Source organism: Mesorhizobium sp. IMUNJ 23232, from assembly GCF_044326205.1.
Classification (GTDB): Bacteria; Pseudomonadota; Alphaproteobacteria; order Rhizobiales; family Rhizobiaceae; genus Kumtagia.
In genome coordinates this window covers 1-13777 of sequence record NZ_JBIRCY010000069.1, presented here as the reverse complement: position 1 = coordinate 13777, position 13777 = coordinate 1, and the positions used below count along the sequence as shown (strand labels likewise).

Genomic DNA, 13777 nt, shown 5'->3' with positions numbered 1-13777 from the left:
CAAGACAATTGATTCCTGCTTGTGAACCCCGGGAGGATTTTCGATGCGTGTACTCAAGAAAGCCACCCTCGTTCCATTGACCGCGGCGCTGCTTACCAGTGCAACGGCTTTTGGCGCGTGGGCGAACGACGACTTGCAGAAGCTTGCCTCTGACCCCAAGAACTGGGCGATGCCGACAGGCGATTATGCCAATACGCGGTACTCGAAGCTGAACCAGATCAACAAGGACAACGTCAAGAACCTGCAGGTCAAGTGGACGTTCTCCACGGGCGTGCTGCGCGGCCACGAAGGCGGACCGCTGGTGATCGGCGACGTCATGTACGTCCACACTCCGTTCCCGAACATCGTCTATGCGCTCGACCTGAACAATGACGGCAAGATCCTCTGGAAGTACGAGCCGAAGCAGGATCCGAACGTCATCCCGATCATGTGCTGCGACACGGTCAACCGCGGTGTTGCCTATGGCGACGGCAAGATCATCCTCAACCAGGCCGACACGACGGTCGTGGCGCTCGACGCCAAGACCGGCAAGGTCGCATGGTCGGTCAAGAACGGCGAGCAGACCGACGGCGGCAAGGGCGAATCCGGCACGCATGCGCCGATCGTCGTCAAGGACAAGGTCATCGTCGGCATTTCGGGCGGCGAATTCGGCGTCCGCGGCTGGGTGGCTGCCTACAACCTGAAGGACGGATCGCTGGCCTGGAAGGGCTATTCGATGGGTCCCGACGCCGATACGCTGCTCGATCCGGAAAAGACCACGCAGCTCGGCAAGCCGGTCGGCAAGGATTCCGGCATCGGCACATGGGAAGGCGAGCAGTGGAAGACGGGCGGCGGCGCGACCTGGGGCTGGTATGCCTATGATCCGAAGTCGAATCTCGTGTTCTACGGCTCCGGCAACCCCTCGACCTGGAACCCGGTGCAACGCCCCGGCGACAACCGCTGGTCGATGACCATCTTCGCCCGCGACGCGGATACGGGCGTGGCCAAGTGGGTCTACCAGATGACCCCGCACGACGAGTGGGACTATGACGGCGTCAACGAGATGATCCTCGTCGACGGCATGGACGTGAACGGCGCCAAGCACGACGTGCTCGTCCACTTCGACCGCAACGGCTTCGCCTATACGATGGACCGCAATTCGGGCGAGCTTCTGGTCGCCAAGAAATACGATCCGAAGGTGAACTGGGCGACGGAAGTCGTGATGGACAAGAACAGCGACCAGTATGGCCGCCCGCAGGTCGTCGCGAAATACTCCACCCAGCAGAACGGCGAGGACGTGAACACCACGGGCGTGTGCCCGGCGGCGCTTGGAACCAAGGACCAGCAGCCGGCGTCCTATTCGCCAAAGACCGGTCTCTTCTACGTGCCGACCAACCACGTCTGCATGGACTACGAGCCATACAAGGTGAGCTACACCGCCGGTCAGCCTTACGTCGGCGCCACCGTGGCCATGTATCCGGCCCCGGAAAGCCATGGCGGCATGGGCAACTTCATCGCCTGGGACGCGGCCAAGGGTGAGATCGTCTGGTCGAAGCCCGAACTGTTCTCGGTGTGGTCGGGTGCCTTGGCGACCGATGGCGACATCGTCTTCTACGGGACGCTGGAAGGCTACATCAAGGCGGTCGATGACAAGGGCAACGAACTCTACAAGTTCAAGACCCCGTCCGGCATCATCGGCAACGTCAACACCTACGAACATGGCGGCAAGCAGTATATCGCCGTGCTGTCGGGTGTCGGCGGCTGGGCAGGCATCGGTCTGGCGGGCGGGCTTCTCGCTCCCGAGAACGCCGCTGCATGGCATGGTGCGGTCGACCAGGGCCGCGAACAGGGCGACGAGGCCGCATCGGTCGGCACCGCCGGTCTGGGCGCCGTCGGCGGCTACGCCGGTCTGGCCGAATACACGACGCTCGGCGGCCAGCTCACCGTCTTCGGTCTCCCGGACTGATATTCGGGAACCATGAACAGGCCCGCGCCTTTTTAAAGGAAAGGCCACGAAACGGAGCCCGGCTCGACACGACCCGGCCGGGCTCCTGATTTCGCCACGCAACCGCAAAGCCTGTCACCGCCGCACTCCGACAGCCAAGCTGTGTCCGTGGCGAAACCAACCAAGAGGTTCGTAATGAATTTTCGCGCTGCGCTTCTCGCCTGCCTTCTGCTCCCCCTCGCCGGTCATGCCCTCGCGCAGAGCGCCAGCGATCCCGACACCAAGGAGAAGGCGGCGGCGGCCAGCGACGACGACGGCAAGTACATGGACGCCGATGGCAACCCGACCTTCAAGATCCAGGACGACGGCACGGTCGATTGGTACACGTTCAGCGGCTACCGGCGCTTCAATTCCGACTGCCACGTCTGCCACGGTCCGGACGGCGTCGGCTCCAGCTATGCGCCCGCCCTCGCGACTTCGGTGAAGACGATGGACTACGGCACGTTCCTGTCGATCGTGGCTGAAGGCCGCAAGAATGTCGGCGGCGGCAAGGAAAACGTCATGCCGGCCTTCGGCGACAACAAGAACGTCTATTGCTACATGGACGACCTCTATATCTACCTGCGCGCCCGCGCCGTCGGCGACCTGCCGCGCGGCCGCCCGGCCAAGAAGGCCGACAAGCCGAAGACCGCGAAGGAAGCCGAAGCGTCATGCATGGGCGGCTGAGATGATTTTCCGCGGCGCCACCAAGCTGACCGCAATCTTCGCCCTGGCGGGTGCGCTGGCCATGCCCGGCGCCGCCGCCCTGGCGCAGGGTGCGGGCATAGGGGCCGCCGGCGAACTGGTCGACCCTGATGTGCTGCGCGTCTGCGCCGACCCGTCCAACATGCCTTTCACCGACCAGAGCGGCCAGGGTTTCGAGAACAAGCTGGCCGAGTTCGTCGCTGCCAAGACCGGGCGCAAGTCGGTCTCCTACACCTGGTTCCCGATGGTCACCGGCTTTGTGCGCCAGACGCTGCGCGCCAACCGCTGCGACATCATCATGGGCTATGCGCAGGGCGACGAGCAGGTGCAGAACACCAACGCCTATTACCGCTCGTCCTATGTGCTGATGTACAAAAAGGGCGGCGGCCTCGACGGCGTCGAGACGATCGAGGACCCGAGGCTCGCCGACAAGCGTATCGGCGTCGTCATGAGCACGCCGCCGGCCTCCAACATGGCGCGCGCCAACCTGATGAAGAAGGCCAAGGTCTACGAACTGATGGTCGATACCCGCTTCACCGACTCCGCCGCCGAGATGATGATCAAGGACATTGCCTCCGGCGAAATCGACGCGGCGGTGGTGTGGGGGCCGATGGGCGGTTACTACGCGGCGAAATCCGGCGCCGACCTCGCCGTCGTGCCGCTCACCAAGGAGAAAACGGGATCGCGCATGTCCTACCGTATCACGATGGGCGTGCGCCCCTCCGACCAGGAGTGGAAGCGTACGCTCAACCGGCTGATCAAGGACAACCAGGCTGAGATCAACAAGATCCTGCTCGGCTATGGCGTACCCTTGATCGACGAACAGGACAAACCGATCACGCAATAGATGCGGCGGACCGATCGGCATGAGGAAAGAAGGATGGAGAAAGGAGGCTTTTCTTATCTTGGCGACCGGCCTCCTCGGCTGGGCGTCCCCCTCCTATGCGGACGGCGTGCCGGAACCCGCCGGCTACCGGATGGAGGAGTATCGCGCGCCGGTGCCCGAAACGCTGAAGGGCGCCAAGGTCGTGACGACGGAGGAAGCCGAGACGCTGTGGCGGGAGAAGAAGGCGGTGTTCTTCGACGTCATGCCGAACGCGCCGAAGCCGGCCAATTTGCCGAAAGGCACGATCTGGAAGGACAAGGTCAGACGCGACATACCGGGCAGCATCTGGCTGGCCAATGTCGGCTACGGCGAGATCAACGCGGAGACGGCGGCGTATTTCCGCACCGGCATCGAAGCCAGCGCCGGATCGGACAAGTCGCAGCCGATCCTGTTCTATTGCATGACCGATTGCTGGATGTCGTGGAACGCGGCCAAGCGCGCGGTCGAATGGGGTCACACTTCGGTGCTCTGGTACCCGCCGGGTTCCGACGGATGGGAGAACGCCAAGCTGCCGCTCACGGAAAACAGGCCCTACGTCTTGCCGAACTGAGATTTTGAAACCGACCAATACCGACTGCCTTTTGATTTTCGCGTTTTCAGGACTTTTTCATTCGTTTGTCCATTTTGAACTGATGGACGACCGGCTGTCGCATAACGGTGCCTTGCGACGGCCGAACGGCGAGGTCCGGCCCTGGGGCCGGGACAACAGGAGGAACGGATGAAGAAAAGCTGGACGAAGCCCACCATGTGCCAGGTAGCCGCGGGCATGGAAATTTCGCGCTATCTGCCCGCGGAAGTCACGCCCAAGAAGTAGGCGACCGCAACGGCGCGTGTTCCCGGCGACGGGGCCACGCGCCGTCAGTCGTGTTCCAGGTGTACGCAATGAACTCGCGGCTCGTTCGCGAGGGTGTGAATTGTGGCCGATTCAAAAGCTGAAAATGGATGTCGGCCATGCGCCTGAAGATCATCGGATCGGCGGCAGGCGGCGGCTTTCCGCAATGGAACTGCAATTTTCGGCTGAGCCGCGCCGCGCGCGCAGGCGAGCAGGGTTTCGCGCCGCGTACCCAATCCAGTCTGGCGGCTTCCGCCGATGGTAGTGGTTGGGTGCTGTTCAATGCTTCCCCCGACATCCGCCAGCAGATCGCCCAGACGCCGGAGTTGCAGCCCGCGCCTGACGCGCCGTTGCGCTCGACGCCAATCCGTGCGGTGGTGCTTACCAATGCCGATGTCGACCATGTCGCCGGCCTGCTCAGCCTGCGCGAGCGCGAGCCCTTCGCCATCTACGCCACCCGGCGCGTGCTCGAAGTGATAGCCGCCAATTCCATCTTCAACGTGCTCGATCCCAAAATCGTGCCGCGCCGGCTGCTGCCTCCCGACGAGACCGTCATCATCCGCGACGCACGCAACCGCGACACCGGCTTGAGCGTCGAAAGCTTTTCGGTGCCCGGCAAGATCGCGCTCTATCTGGAGGATGCCTCGCGCCCCGCCGCCGATTTCGGCTCCGAAGCCGGCGACACGATCGGCGTGCGCGTCTCCGCGGCAAATGGCGGCAAAGCCGCCTATTACGTCCCCGGCTGCGCCGATATCAACGAGCGCCTGCGGATCCGTCTCGACGGTGCCGCCTGCCTGCTGTTCGACGGCACGGTCTTCACCGACGACGAGATGCTGACCGCCGGCGTCGGCCAGAAGACCGGGCGGCGCATGGGCCACCTCGCCATGTGGGGCGAAAACGGCTCGGTCGCGGAACTTTCCCGGCTGAAGATCGGCCGCCGCGTTTTCGTCCACATCAACAACACCAACCCCGTGCTCGACGACACCTCGCCGGAGCGCGCCGCCTTGCGGACGGCGGGATGGGAAGTCGCCCATGACGGCATGGAGATCGTGCTGTGAAAGGGTTCCATGACGATCTTGCGGAGCGGAGGTCGATATGAACGTCATGACCACAGCTATCAGCCCCCGCAACTTCCACGATGCCGCCAGGGACGGCCTCACGCCCTCGCAGATCGAAGCAGTTCTTCGCCAGGTCGGCGCCGAGCGCTACCACAACAGCCATCCCTTCCATCACAAGATGACCTCCGGCGCCCTGTCGAAACTGGAGATGCGGGCCTGGGCGCTCAACCGCTATTGCTATCAGGCTGTGATCCCGCGCAAGGACGCCACCATTCTGGCCCGCGCCGAGGACCCGGCCTTCCGCGCCGAATGGCGAAAACGCATCGAGGACCATGACGGCGACGACGGCTGGAGCGGCGGCATCGCCCGCTGGCTTTTCCTCGCCACCTCACTCGGCTTAGATGCCGACGCGGTGAAAAGCGAGCGCCTCGCCTTGCCGGCGACGCGCTTCGCCGTCGGCGCCTATCTCTCCTTCTGCGCCAACCGCACGCTGCTGGAGGCGGTCGCCTCGTCGCTGACCGAGCTGTTCTCCCCTGTCATCATCGGCGAGCGCGTCCCGGCGATGCTGGCCAAATACGACTACATCACCGAGGACACGCTGGCCTATTTCAAGAAGCGCCCCGAGCAGGCGTCGCGCGATTCCGACTTCGCGCTGGCCTATGTCATCAGCCACGCCGACACGCCCGAGCGCCAGCAAAGTGTGATCGACGCGCTGGTGTTCAAATGTGATATTCTGTGGGCCATGCTCGACGCACTCGAACACGCCTATGGCGGCGCCGGCCATATTCCGCCCGGTGCGTACAGGGAGGATGCGGCGTGATGATCCCCCAACAACCCTCCCCCCGCGGCCGCGCCCTCGTCTCGCTCCACTCCATCCCCGCCCTGCCGCGCCACGTCCGCATCCAGTATGACCCGGTGCGCCAGGCCCATGCCGTGCTCTCGCCCGAAAAAGTGTTCTGGCCCAACGACATCAGCCTCGACATCCTGCGCCGCTGCGACGGAAGCACCTCGGTGGCCGAAATCGTCGCCGGCCTTGCCGCCGAATACGACGCTCCGGAAGCCGACGTCTCGGCCGACGTCATAACATTCCTCCAGGAATGGTCCGACAAACTTCTGGTGAAGCTATGACCGAGCTCCTGCCCCCGATCGGCATGCTGGCGGAACTCACCCACCGCTGCCCGCTGCAATGCCCCTATTGCTCCAACCCGACCGAGCTTTTGAAAGCCAACCGCGAGCTCGACACGGACACCTGGCTCTACCTCTTCCGCCAGGCCGCCGATCTCGGCGTGCTGCAGGTGCATCTCTCCGGCGGCGAGCCGACGCTGCGCCGCGACTTGGAGCAACTCGTCGCCGGCCTGGCCTCCCGCGGCGTCTACACCAACCTGATCACCGCCGGCGTCGGCATCGCTGAAGGCCGCATCGAGGCGCTGGCCGAGGCGGGGCTCGACCACCTCCAGCTCAGCTTCCAGGGCGCGCGGCCGGTCACCACCGAACTCGTCTCCAACCACGCCGGCAGCCATGAGAAGAAGCTGGAGACGGCGCGGCGGGCCCGCGCCGCCGGCCTGCCGCTCACCATCAACGCGCCGATCCACCGCCACAACATCGAGGAGGTGCCGGCCTTCATCGAGCTGGCGCTGTCGCTCGGCGCCGAGCGGCTGGAGATCGCCAATGTGCAATATTCCGGCTGGGCGCTGGTCAACCGCGACGCGCTGATGCCCGACCGCGCGGCGGTCGACCGCCAGGCCGAGATCGTCGAGCAAGCACAGGAAAGACTGACCGGCATCCTCAACATCGACTTCGTCACGCCCGACTATTTCGCCACCTACCCGAAACCCTGCATGGGCGGCTGGGCCCGCGACGCCTTCATGGTGGCCCCCGACGGCACCGTGCTGCCCTGCCATGCCGCCGCCTCGATCCCGCATCTCACCTTCGAAAAATTCGGCGACCGCTTGCTCGCCGAGATCTGGCGCGATTCACCCGCCTTCAACGCCTTCCGCGGCACCGACTGGATGCAGGCGCCTTGCCGAAGCTGCGAACGCCGCGAGATCGACTGGGGCGGCTGCCGCTGCCAGGCGATGGCGATCGCCGGCGACGCCGCTGCCACCGACCCGGCCTGCGCGAAATCTCCCCTGCACGCCCGTATGGCCCGCCTGATCGAGGAAGCGCAGGCCAGCGCTCGCATCAGGCGCGACGAACCGTTCGTCTACCGCCGCATCGGGGCGGTGGCGCGGCGGCGGGAGCTGGTGGAGTGAGACAGGCGATAGAATACCTTTAATTCAAGGCGGGCTTCACCTAAGGTCAATATGACTGCGGATTTGGTAGCGTAAGCTTGCCCGCAAGAACGTCCGGCGAGCACTGTGTCGTCACCGGCTTCGTAAAGCAATTGCAAGTTTAGGCTTGCGACATGCCTTGAAACAAGGAGCGATCTACGATGATGACATATCACTCGAAGGGCGTGCTGCTAACGCTTGCGATCGTTGGCTGTGTCATGGCCCGGAGCGGCAATGCGGCCGAAGAACCCCGCCTTGGAACCATAGTTCCCGAGGGCGAAATGACCATCTTTTGTCAGAAGGCTGTCGCGGCGAAATATGAAGCGCAACCCGAGGACATTACGACCGATCCGCCAATTCGACGGGAAGGAAAGCTTCTGGTGTTGGGCACGGTGGATAGCGAAGACGACGACCGCGATGCCGGCTTCGACTGCCGGTTCGAAGAGAACGGAGCCTATCTCGGAATACTCGACGCGCCCGCCGATTGACAATTCAGGAGGCGGCTTTTTGGCGGCGTTGTCGTCATCTATCGTCGCCGCATGACTGCCGGTCAAACTTGGGGAACATCAAGGCGGCTTCGCAGATGGCCGCTGATCTCCAAATGCCACCAAATCGTCAGGGTCGGGGTATCCCGACCTGAGACGTCTCCTCGTTACCTGAAAGGCCACCCCTCTTCACCATCGCATCCGCAAACGCCAGCGCATCGCAGTTCATCGCCACATTGTGCACCCGGAAAATCATCGCGCCCTTCATGCGCAGGATGACGCTGGTGGCGACGGTGCCCGTATCCTGCGCCAGCCGGTCGGTGCCGGCCACGTGGCGGATCATGCGTTTGCGCGAGGTGCCGACCAGCAGCGGAAAGCCCAGCGCCCGCAGCTCGCCGAGCCGCGCCATAACCTGAAGATTTTCCTCATAATCCTTGGCGAAACCGAAACCGGGGTCGAGCACGATGCGGTCGTCCGTTATGCCTGCCGCCGCCGCGATCTCCAGCGAGCGTCTGAGGAAGAAAAACTGGTCCTCGATGACGTCAGGCAGCTTTTCGCGGTCGCGGCCGGTATGCATGATGACCAGCCCCGCCCCGGTGTCGGCCGCCACCTTTGCGATATCCGGTTCGCGCTGCAGCCCATGCACGTCGTTGACGATATGGGCGCCGGCCGCCACCGCCAGCCGCGCCGTCCCGGCGCGATAGGTGTCGACGGAGATCAAAAACCCCTGCCCCGCCAGCGCCTCGATGACCGGAAGAATGCGCGCCTGCTCCTCTTCAGCCGACACCGGCGTGGCGTTCGGCCGGGTCGATTCCCCGCCGACATCGATGATATCAGCGCCCTCCTCGACCATTTTTTTCGCCTGGACGATTGCCAGTTCGGGACGGTCGAACTCGCCGCCGTCGGAAAAACTGTCCGGCGTCACATTGAGGATGCCCATCAGGATCGATTTGTCGCCGAGGTCGAGGTGGCGTCCGTGGGCAAGCTGCCAGCGTCTCATCAGAAAGAATCCGTCCAGATTTTCCGCGCCCGCGCGCCGTGAAAGCGTCAATGCCAAAACGCTCCGCCGTCAAGCGATCGTGGCGTTTTAGGCATCATAGTCCGGCTTGTGCACCCCTTTGGTCATGCTTGTTACGGCATTTTATCGTTGCGCTCCGCGCAAGCCATTGGAAAACAACGGCTTTCCAAGCATGACCAGAATTTCCACCGCCCGGCCGGACGCAGCTAAACCGCTGAAATCTTTGCGTTTTCCGTGACGCTATAGGCCCAGACCGTCTTCTTCGAGACAAGGTCGCGGGTCTTCAGGTCGAAACTCCGGTAATGGTCGGACGCCAGGTGGAAATCGAAGGCGGCACGGTCGCGATAAATCTCGTAGAGAAAGACCTGCGGCGAGGCCCCTGCCTCGACCGGTGTCAGCACGTCGAAGCGCAGGCAGCCCGGCTCGACCGCGACCGACTGCGATGCATTCTCGCTAACCCTCTGATAAAACTCCGGAAAGGCGCCATCGACCAGTTCGAAGGCGACAGTGATGGCGAAGGCGGCCATCCCAAGCCTTTCGGAACTGGCATCCGCCGCTTTCATCAAAACCTCCGCCTCCTCAAGCCTTGCGCTGCCAGCTTTCCGGCTTGACCGCGCGCTTTTCCTCCGCCGCCTTGTAGGCCGCTTCCACCAAGGCAAACGTCTTCAGATTATCCTCTCCCGACGTGTCCGCCGGCACCCCGCGCTTAAGAGAATCGAGAAAATGCTGGCAGGCGTTCAAGGCGCCTTCCTGGCTGGCATGCCAGGGCTCGCTGGTCCACGATCGCAGCGGAGAACCGATTGATTCTTCAGACACTTGGCCGTTGCTGGTGACCGACATCCTGAGCCCGATGCTGACGACGATGGCGCCGGTCTCGCCCTCGATCTCGAGCAGGGTTTCGGGAAAAGGATCCGGCAGTTTGCGCGCGCCATAGGTGCATTCGACGACGCTGACGGCATCGCTTTCGTGCCGCAGCATCATCGTGGCGGTTTCCTCCGCCCGCACCTTCGGGTTTCGGCGCTGCGTCTCGCAGGAGATGTGCGCCACTTCGCCCATGAAAAAGCGTGCGAGATCAAGCACATGGATGCCAACATCGGCAATCGCCAGGCGCTCCTCGTTGTAGAAATAGGGCTGCGTCTTGTAGATATCGTAGCCGGTGCGAAAATTGATGCGCGCCCAGGTCGGCCGGCCGATGGCGCCGCTGTCGATCACCCTTTTGACATGCCGCATCGGCGTCTGGAAACGGAAATTCTCGTGCACGGCCAACCAGATACCAGCCCTAGCCGCGGCATCGACGATTGCCACGCAATCGTCCCAGGTGGTCGCAAACGGTTTCTGGACGATGGCCGCGACGCCCTTGCCTATCGCCAGTTCGGCCAGCGCCCGGTGCGTCTCGTGGCGGGTGACGATGTCGACCACGTCGAGCTTTTCCGCCTCCAGCATCTCAGTCGCGTCGGTATAGTGCGGGACGCCAAAATTCCTGCCGGCGGCCTCGGCCTTTTGCGGATCGACGTCGCAGACGGCGGTCAGAAGCGCGCCCTCCGACTTCAATTCATGCCATGAATTCAAATGGTTCTGCGCATAGAAGCCGCAGCCGATGACGCCGACGCGAATGGTCATTTGTTTCCTATCCCGCAACGATTGGAGTTCTGAGCACGCCGATACCGGCCGCCTCGATCTCTACCACGTCGCCGGCCTTCATGAAGACCTGTGGATTGCGGAAGACGCCCACGCCCGCCGGTGTGCCGGTGGTGACGATGTCTCCCGGTTCCAGCGGAACGTAATGCGAAAGAAACGAAATCAGCCGCGGCAGCGAGAACAGCCAGTCGGACGTATTGCCGTCCTGCAGCGTCTTGCCGTTCAGCCGGGTTTTCAGCGCGACGGTGTTGGGATCCTTCATCTCGTCAACGGTCACGATGCATGGGCCGATCGGCGCGTAGCCGGCAAAATTCTTGCCGATGGTGATCTGGTTGTCCTTGAACTGCACGTCGCGCGCCGAAATGTCGTTGAGCAGCGTGTAGCCGAAGATTGCGGGCATCACCTCCGCCTCCGCGGCCTTGTGCAGGCGTTTTCCGATGACGGCTGAGAATTCGACCTCATAATCCATCTGCTCGGTGCGCGGCGATTTCTCCACCGGCACATCCGGCCCGACCACCGAACTCGGCAGTTTTGCAAAGAAGAACGGCTCGGTCGGCATTTTGGCGTTCGGGTTCTCGTCGGCATGGCCCTTGTAGTTGATGCCGGAGCACAGGACCTTTCCGGGACGGATCGGCGCTTCCAGCTTCACATCCGCCAGCGCATAACGCGGCGCCTTGGCCAGGCCGGCCCGGATTTTCTCCAGAGCGGCGGCCCCGCCCTGGACGATCTCCAGCACATTTGCCGCGAGGCCGGCTTCGGTCAGGCAGGCGATCGCCTCGCCTTCCAGCACGCCGGCGTGATGATCATGCCCGCCTTTTCGATGCGAGAAAGTGACAAGTTTCATGCGGCCTCCGGAATGAAGACGGCCTTGTGCAAGGCCATGGGATTGTCTGCAAGTCTTGCGAAGACCGCCGGCGCCTCGCCAAGCGCGAAGGAACTGGCGATCTTCGGGTAGTGAATTTTTCCCGACGCAAGCAGGTCGAGCGCTTCGGGAAAACAGTCGACCGAGGCGCGCGACCCATGGATCGTCACCTCCTTGCGGGTGAAGTCCAGGCCGGGCAGCGTCACACCCGTTCCCTTCTTCACCAGGCCGAGAATGACGATCCTGCCGCCGGATGCGACCAGGTCGATCGTCTGCTCCATTGCCGCGACCGCGCCGGTGGCTTCCATGACGACCGGCATGCCCTCGCCGTTAGTGATTTCCATGACCCGTTCGAGCAGCCCGGCACCGCCGGCGACGGGCGTCGCGCCGAGGTCGGCCGCGGTCGTCAGGCGCTCGGCGGAAAGGTCGGTCGCATAGACTTTTGCGCCCCTGGCGCGGGCGACCTCGACGATCGCCAGGCCGATCGGCCCGGCGCCGAGTACCAGCACGGTGTCATCGGCCGTCACCTCGCCGCGGCGGCAACCCTGCACGCCGATGGCCACCGGCTCGGCGAACGCCGCCTCGAAGTCGATCAGGCTGTCCGGCACGGGCACGAGATTCGTCGCGGGCGCGCTGACATAGTCGGCAAACCCGCCTTCGCGATGCACGCCGACGATCTGCAGATTGGCACAGCAATTCCGCTTGCCGATCCGGCAGGGATAACATCTTCCACAACCGATGAAAGGATCGACGACGACCCGCGAACCGACCGCCGGACCCGATGCGCCCGCGCCATAGGCCTCGACCACGCCGGCAATCTCGTGGCAACCGATGCGCGGATAGGAAACGTAAGGGTTCTTGCCGGTAAAGATGTAGAGATCGCCGGCGCACAGCCCCGCCGCCTTGACGCGCACCAGCGCCTCGCTCGGCCCGGGCGTCGGCTTCGGCGCATCCGCAATGCGGATCGCTCCCGGCGCGTCGAAGATGGCGGCTTGCATTCTCGGTCCGCTCATCACGCCGCCTTTGCCGGCTGCAAGACTTTTCCGGCGGCATCGAACTCGATCCAGTCGCCGGCACGCAACAGATACGGATCGGCAATCCCTTCGCCACGTGCCTTGGCGGCGCGATGGTGCTTCATGTAGTCGGCGACGTCCTTGTCGCCGTCGAGCGTGATGTAGTGGCAGGGCAGGACCGTCTCCAGGCCCAGCCATTGCGTTGCTAGCACACCCTCATGGGGGCTCATTTCGCCGGTCAGCATCTCGCCCGGCATAGGGTTAAGGTGCAGGATCTCCTGCGGATTGGCGATGCCGATGCAGCCGACATTCGGCTTGTAGAGTTCGGCCTGCAACTTCAGGTCTGAGAAGATGGCGGTGTCGCCATAGTGATAGAAGCGCAACCCGTCTGCATAGACGATGAAGGCCATCGGTACGCCGGAGATAAAACTGTTGTCCTTCAGCCGGATCTGCGACCAGTGATGGCATTCGAGCGGCTGTATCTCGATGCCCGCGACCTTCACGCGGATGCCCCAGGTCGTGGCCCGCACCTGTGTCGCCGGTATGCCGCGATCCATCAGCCAGGCCTTCACCTCGCCCCCGCAGACGACCGGGCACCCGTATTTTTGCGCGATCTTGTCGGTGTCGCCGAGATGATCGAAGGCCGCGTGGCTGACGATCACCAGGTCGACATGATCGAATTCCGTCGACTTGGTCGCCGCGCCCGGATTCTGGTCTAGGAACGGGTCGCACAGGATGCGCATGCCGTTTGACGTGACGATCTCGTAGGCGGCGACGCCGTGGAAGCGGATGCGGGTGGTTGGTGAGGGCATGGAAGTTTTCCTCTGAATGGGCGGAGGCGACGCGGCAGTTTCTCTTTCCAGTCTTCGACGGGCAATCACATATCGAGTTCATCCGCTCCAATCCGGCTTCGCCGGTTTGTTGCGGCATCACCCCTCACCGGCCCTTCAGGCCACCTCTCCCCCTGCCCGGGGAGAGGATGCGCAGCGCCAGCGACTGGCGCTCACCTTGCGGCCGGCTATCCTCTCCCCCGGGCAGGGGGAGAGG

16 protein-coding genes are annotated in these 13777 nt (G+C 63.5%); 9 read left to right on the top strand and 7 right to left on the bottom strand.

The features are described 5' to 3' along the window. Nucleotides 1-43: 43 nt before the first annotated feature. The 9 genes from ACH196_RS32025 to pqqE all read left to right on the top strand — a co-directional run bounded on the left by ACH196_RS32025 (nucleotide 44) and on the right by pqqE (nucleotide 7696). Nucleotides 44-1945, top strand: a complete 1902-nt coding sequence (locus ACH196_RS32025) for a methanol/ethanol family PQQ-dependent dehydrogenase (protein ID WP_396650901.1) — start codon at nucleotides 44-46, stop codon at nucleotides 1943-1945. Nucleotides 1946-2119: 174 nt separating this feature from the next. Further along, nucleotides 2120-2650: a c-type cytochrome, methanol metabolism-related gene (locus ACH196_RS32020; protein ID WP_396650900.1), complete on the top strand. Its 531-nt coding sequence runs from the start codon at nucleotides 2120-2122 to the stop codon at nucleotides 2648-2650. Nucleotide 2651: 1 nt separating this feature from the next. After that, nucleotides 2652-3515: a substrate-binding domain-containing protein gene (locus ACH196_RS32015; RefSeq protein WP_396650899.1), complete on the top strand. Its 864-nt coding sequence runs from the start codon at nucleotides 2652-2654 to the stop codon at nucleotides 3513-3515. Between the two features lie 19 nt (nucleotides 3516-3534). Next, nucleotides 3535-4104 (top strand): PQQ-dependent catabolism-associated CXXCW motif protein, encoded by a 570-nt coding sequence (locus ACH196_RS32010; RefSeq protein ID WP_396650898.1) that lies wholly within the window; start codon nucleotides 3535-3537, stop codon nucleotides 4102-4104. Between the two features lie 168 nt (nucleotides 4105-4272). Further along, on the top strand, nucleotides 4273-4368 hold the full coding sequence (locus tag ACH196_RS32005; protein ID WP_396650897.1) for a pyrroloquinoline quinone precursor peptide PqqA: 96 nt from the start codon (nucleotides 4273-4275) through the stop codon (nucleotides 4366-4368). A 137-nt stretch (nucleotides 4369-4505) separates the two neighbouring features. Continuing rightward, a complete protein-coding gene (gene pqqB / locus ACH196_RS32000) occupies nucleotides 4506-5444 on the top strand; it encodes a pyrroloquinoline quinone biosynthesis protein PqqB (protein ID WP_396650896.1) in 939 nt (312 codons plus the stop codon). Between the two features lie 37 nt (nucleotides 5445-5481). Beyond that, nucleotides 5482-6264 (top strand): pyrroloquinoline-quinone synthase PqqC, encoded by a 783-nt coding sequence (gene pqqC / locus ACH196_RS31995; RefSeq protein ID WP_396650895.1) that lies wholly within the window; start codon nucleotides 5482-5484, stop codon nucleotides 6262-6264. After that, nucleotides 6264-6572 (top strand): pyrroloquinoline quinone biosynthesis peptide chaperone PqqD, encoded by a 309-nt coding sequence (gene pqqD / locus ACH196_RS31990; RefSeq protein WP_396650894.1) that lies wholly within the window; start codon nucleotides 6264-6266, stop codon nucleotides 6570-6572. Before pqqC ends, pqqD begins: the two co-directional genes overlap by 1 nt. After that, the gene (gene pqqE, locus ACH196_RS31985; protein WP_396650893.1) at nucleotides 6569-7696 is read left to right on the top strand and encodes a pyrroloquinoline quinone biosynthesis protein PqqE; all 1128 of its coding nucleotides are present in this window, start codon (nucleotides 6569-6571) and stop codon (nucleotides 7694-7696) included. The genes pqqD and pqqE overlap by 4 nt, the downstream gene beginning before the upstream one ends. 209 nt (nucleotides 7697-7905) lie before the next feature. Here pqqE and ACH196_RS31980 read toward each other — a convergent pair whose 3' ends face one another. The 7 genes from ACH196_RS31980 to ACH196_RS31950 form a co-directional block, all read right to left on the bottom strand. Then, nucleotides 7906-8268, bottom strand: a complete 363-nt coding sequence (locus ACH196_RS31980) for a hypothetical protein (RefSeq protein ID WP_396650892.1) — start codon at nucleotides 8266-8268, stop codon at nucleotides 7906-7908. Nucleotides 8269-8329: 61 nt separating this feature from the next. Beyond that, complete coding sequence (gene folP / locus ACH196_RS31975; RefSeq protein ID WP_396650891.1) at nucleotides 8330-9199, bottom strand: dihydropteroate synthase; 870 nt, start codon at nucleotides 9197-9199, stop codon at nucleotides 8330-8332. A 224-nt stretch (nucleotides 9200-9423) separates the two neighbouring features. Further along, the gene (locus tag ACH196_RS31970; RefSeq protein ID WP_396650890.1) at nucleotides 9424-9780 is read right to left on the bottom strand and encodes a putative quinol monooxygenase; all 357 of its coding nucleotides are present in this window, start codon (nucleotides 9778-9780) and stop codon (nucleotides 9424-9426) included. Between the two features lie 16 nt (nucleotides 9781-9796). After that, the gene (locus tag ACH196_RS31965) at nucleotides 9797-10837 is read right to left on the bottom strand and encodes a Gfo/Idh/MocA family protein (protein ID WP_396650889.1); all 1041 of its coding nucleotides are present in this window, start codon (nucleotides 10835-10837) and stop codon (nucleotides 9797-9799) included. Nucleotides 10838-10844: 7 nt separating this feature from the next. Continuing rightward, nucleotides 10845-11699: a fumarylacetoacetate hydrolase family protein gene (locus tag ACH196_RS31960; RefSeq protein ID WP_396650888.1), complete on the bottom strand. Its 855-nt coding sequence runs from the start codon at nucleotides 11697-11699 to the stop codon at nucleotides 10845-10847. Beyond that, nucleotides 11696-12730, bottom strand: a complete 1035-nt coding sequence (locus tag ACH196_RS31955; RefSeq protein ID WP_396650887.1) for a zinc-binding alcohol dehydrogenase family protein — start codon at nucleotides 12728-12730, stop codon at nucleotides 11696-11698. Before ACH196_RS31955 ends, ACH196_RS31960 begins: the two co-directional genes overlap by 4 nt. Continuing rightward, entirely contained in the window at nucleotides 12730-13542 is an 813-nt protein-coding gene (locus ACH196_RS31950; protein ID WP_396650886.1) for an MBL fold metallo-hydrolase, read from the bottom strand. The genes ACH196_RS31955 and ACH196_RS31950 overlap by 1 nt, the downstream gene beginning before the upstream one ends. Nucleotides 13543-13777: the final 235 nt, after the last annotated feature.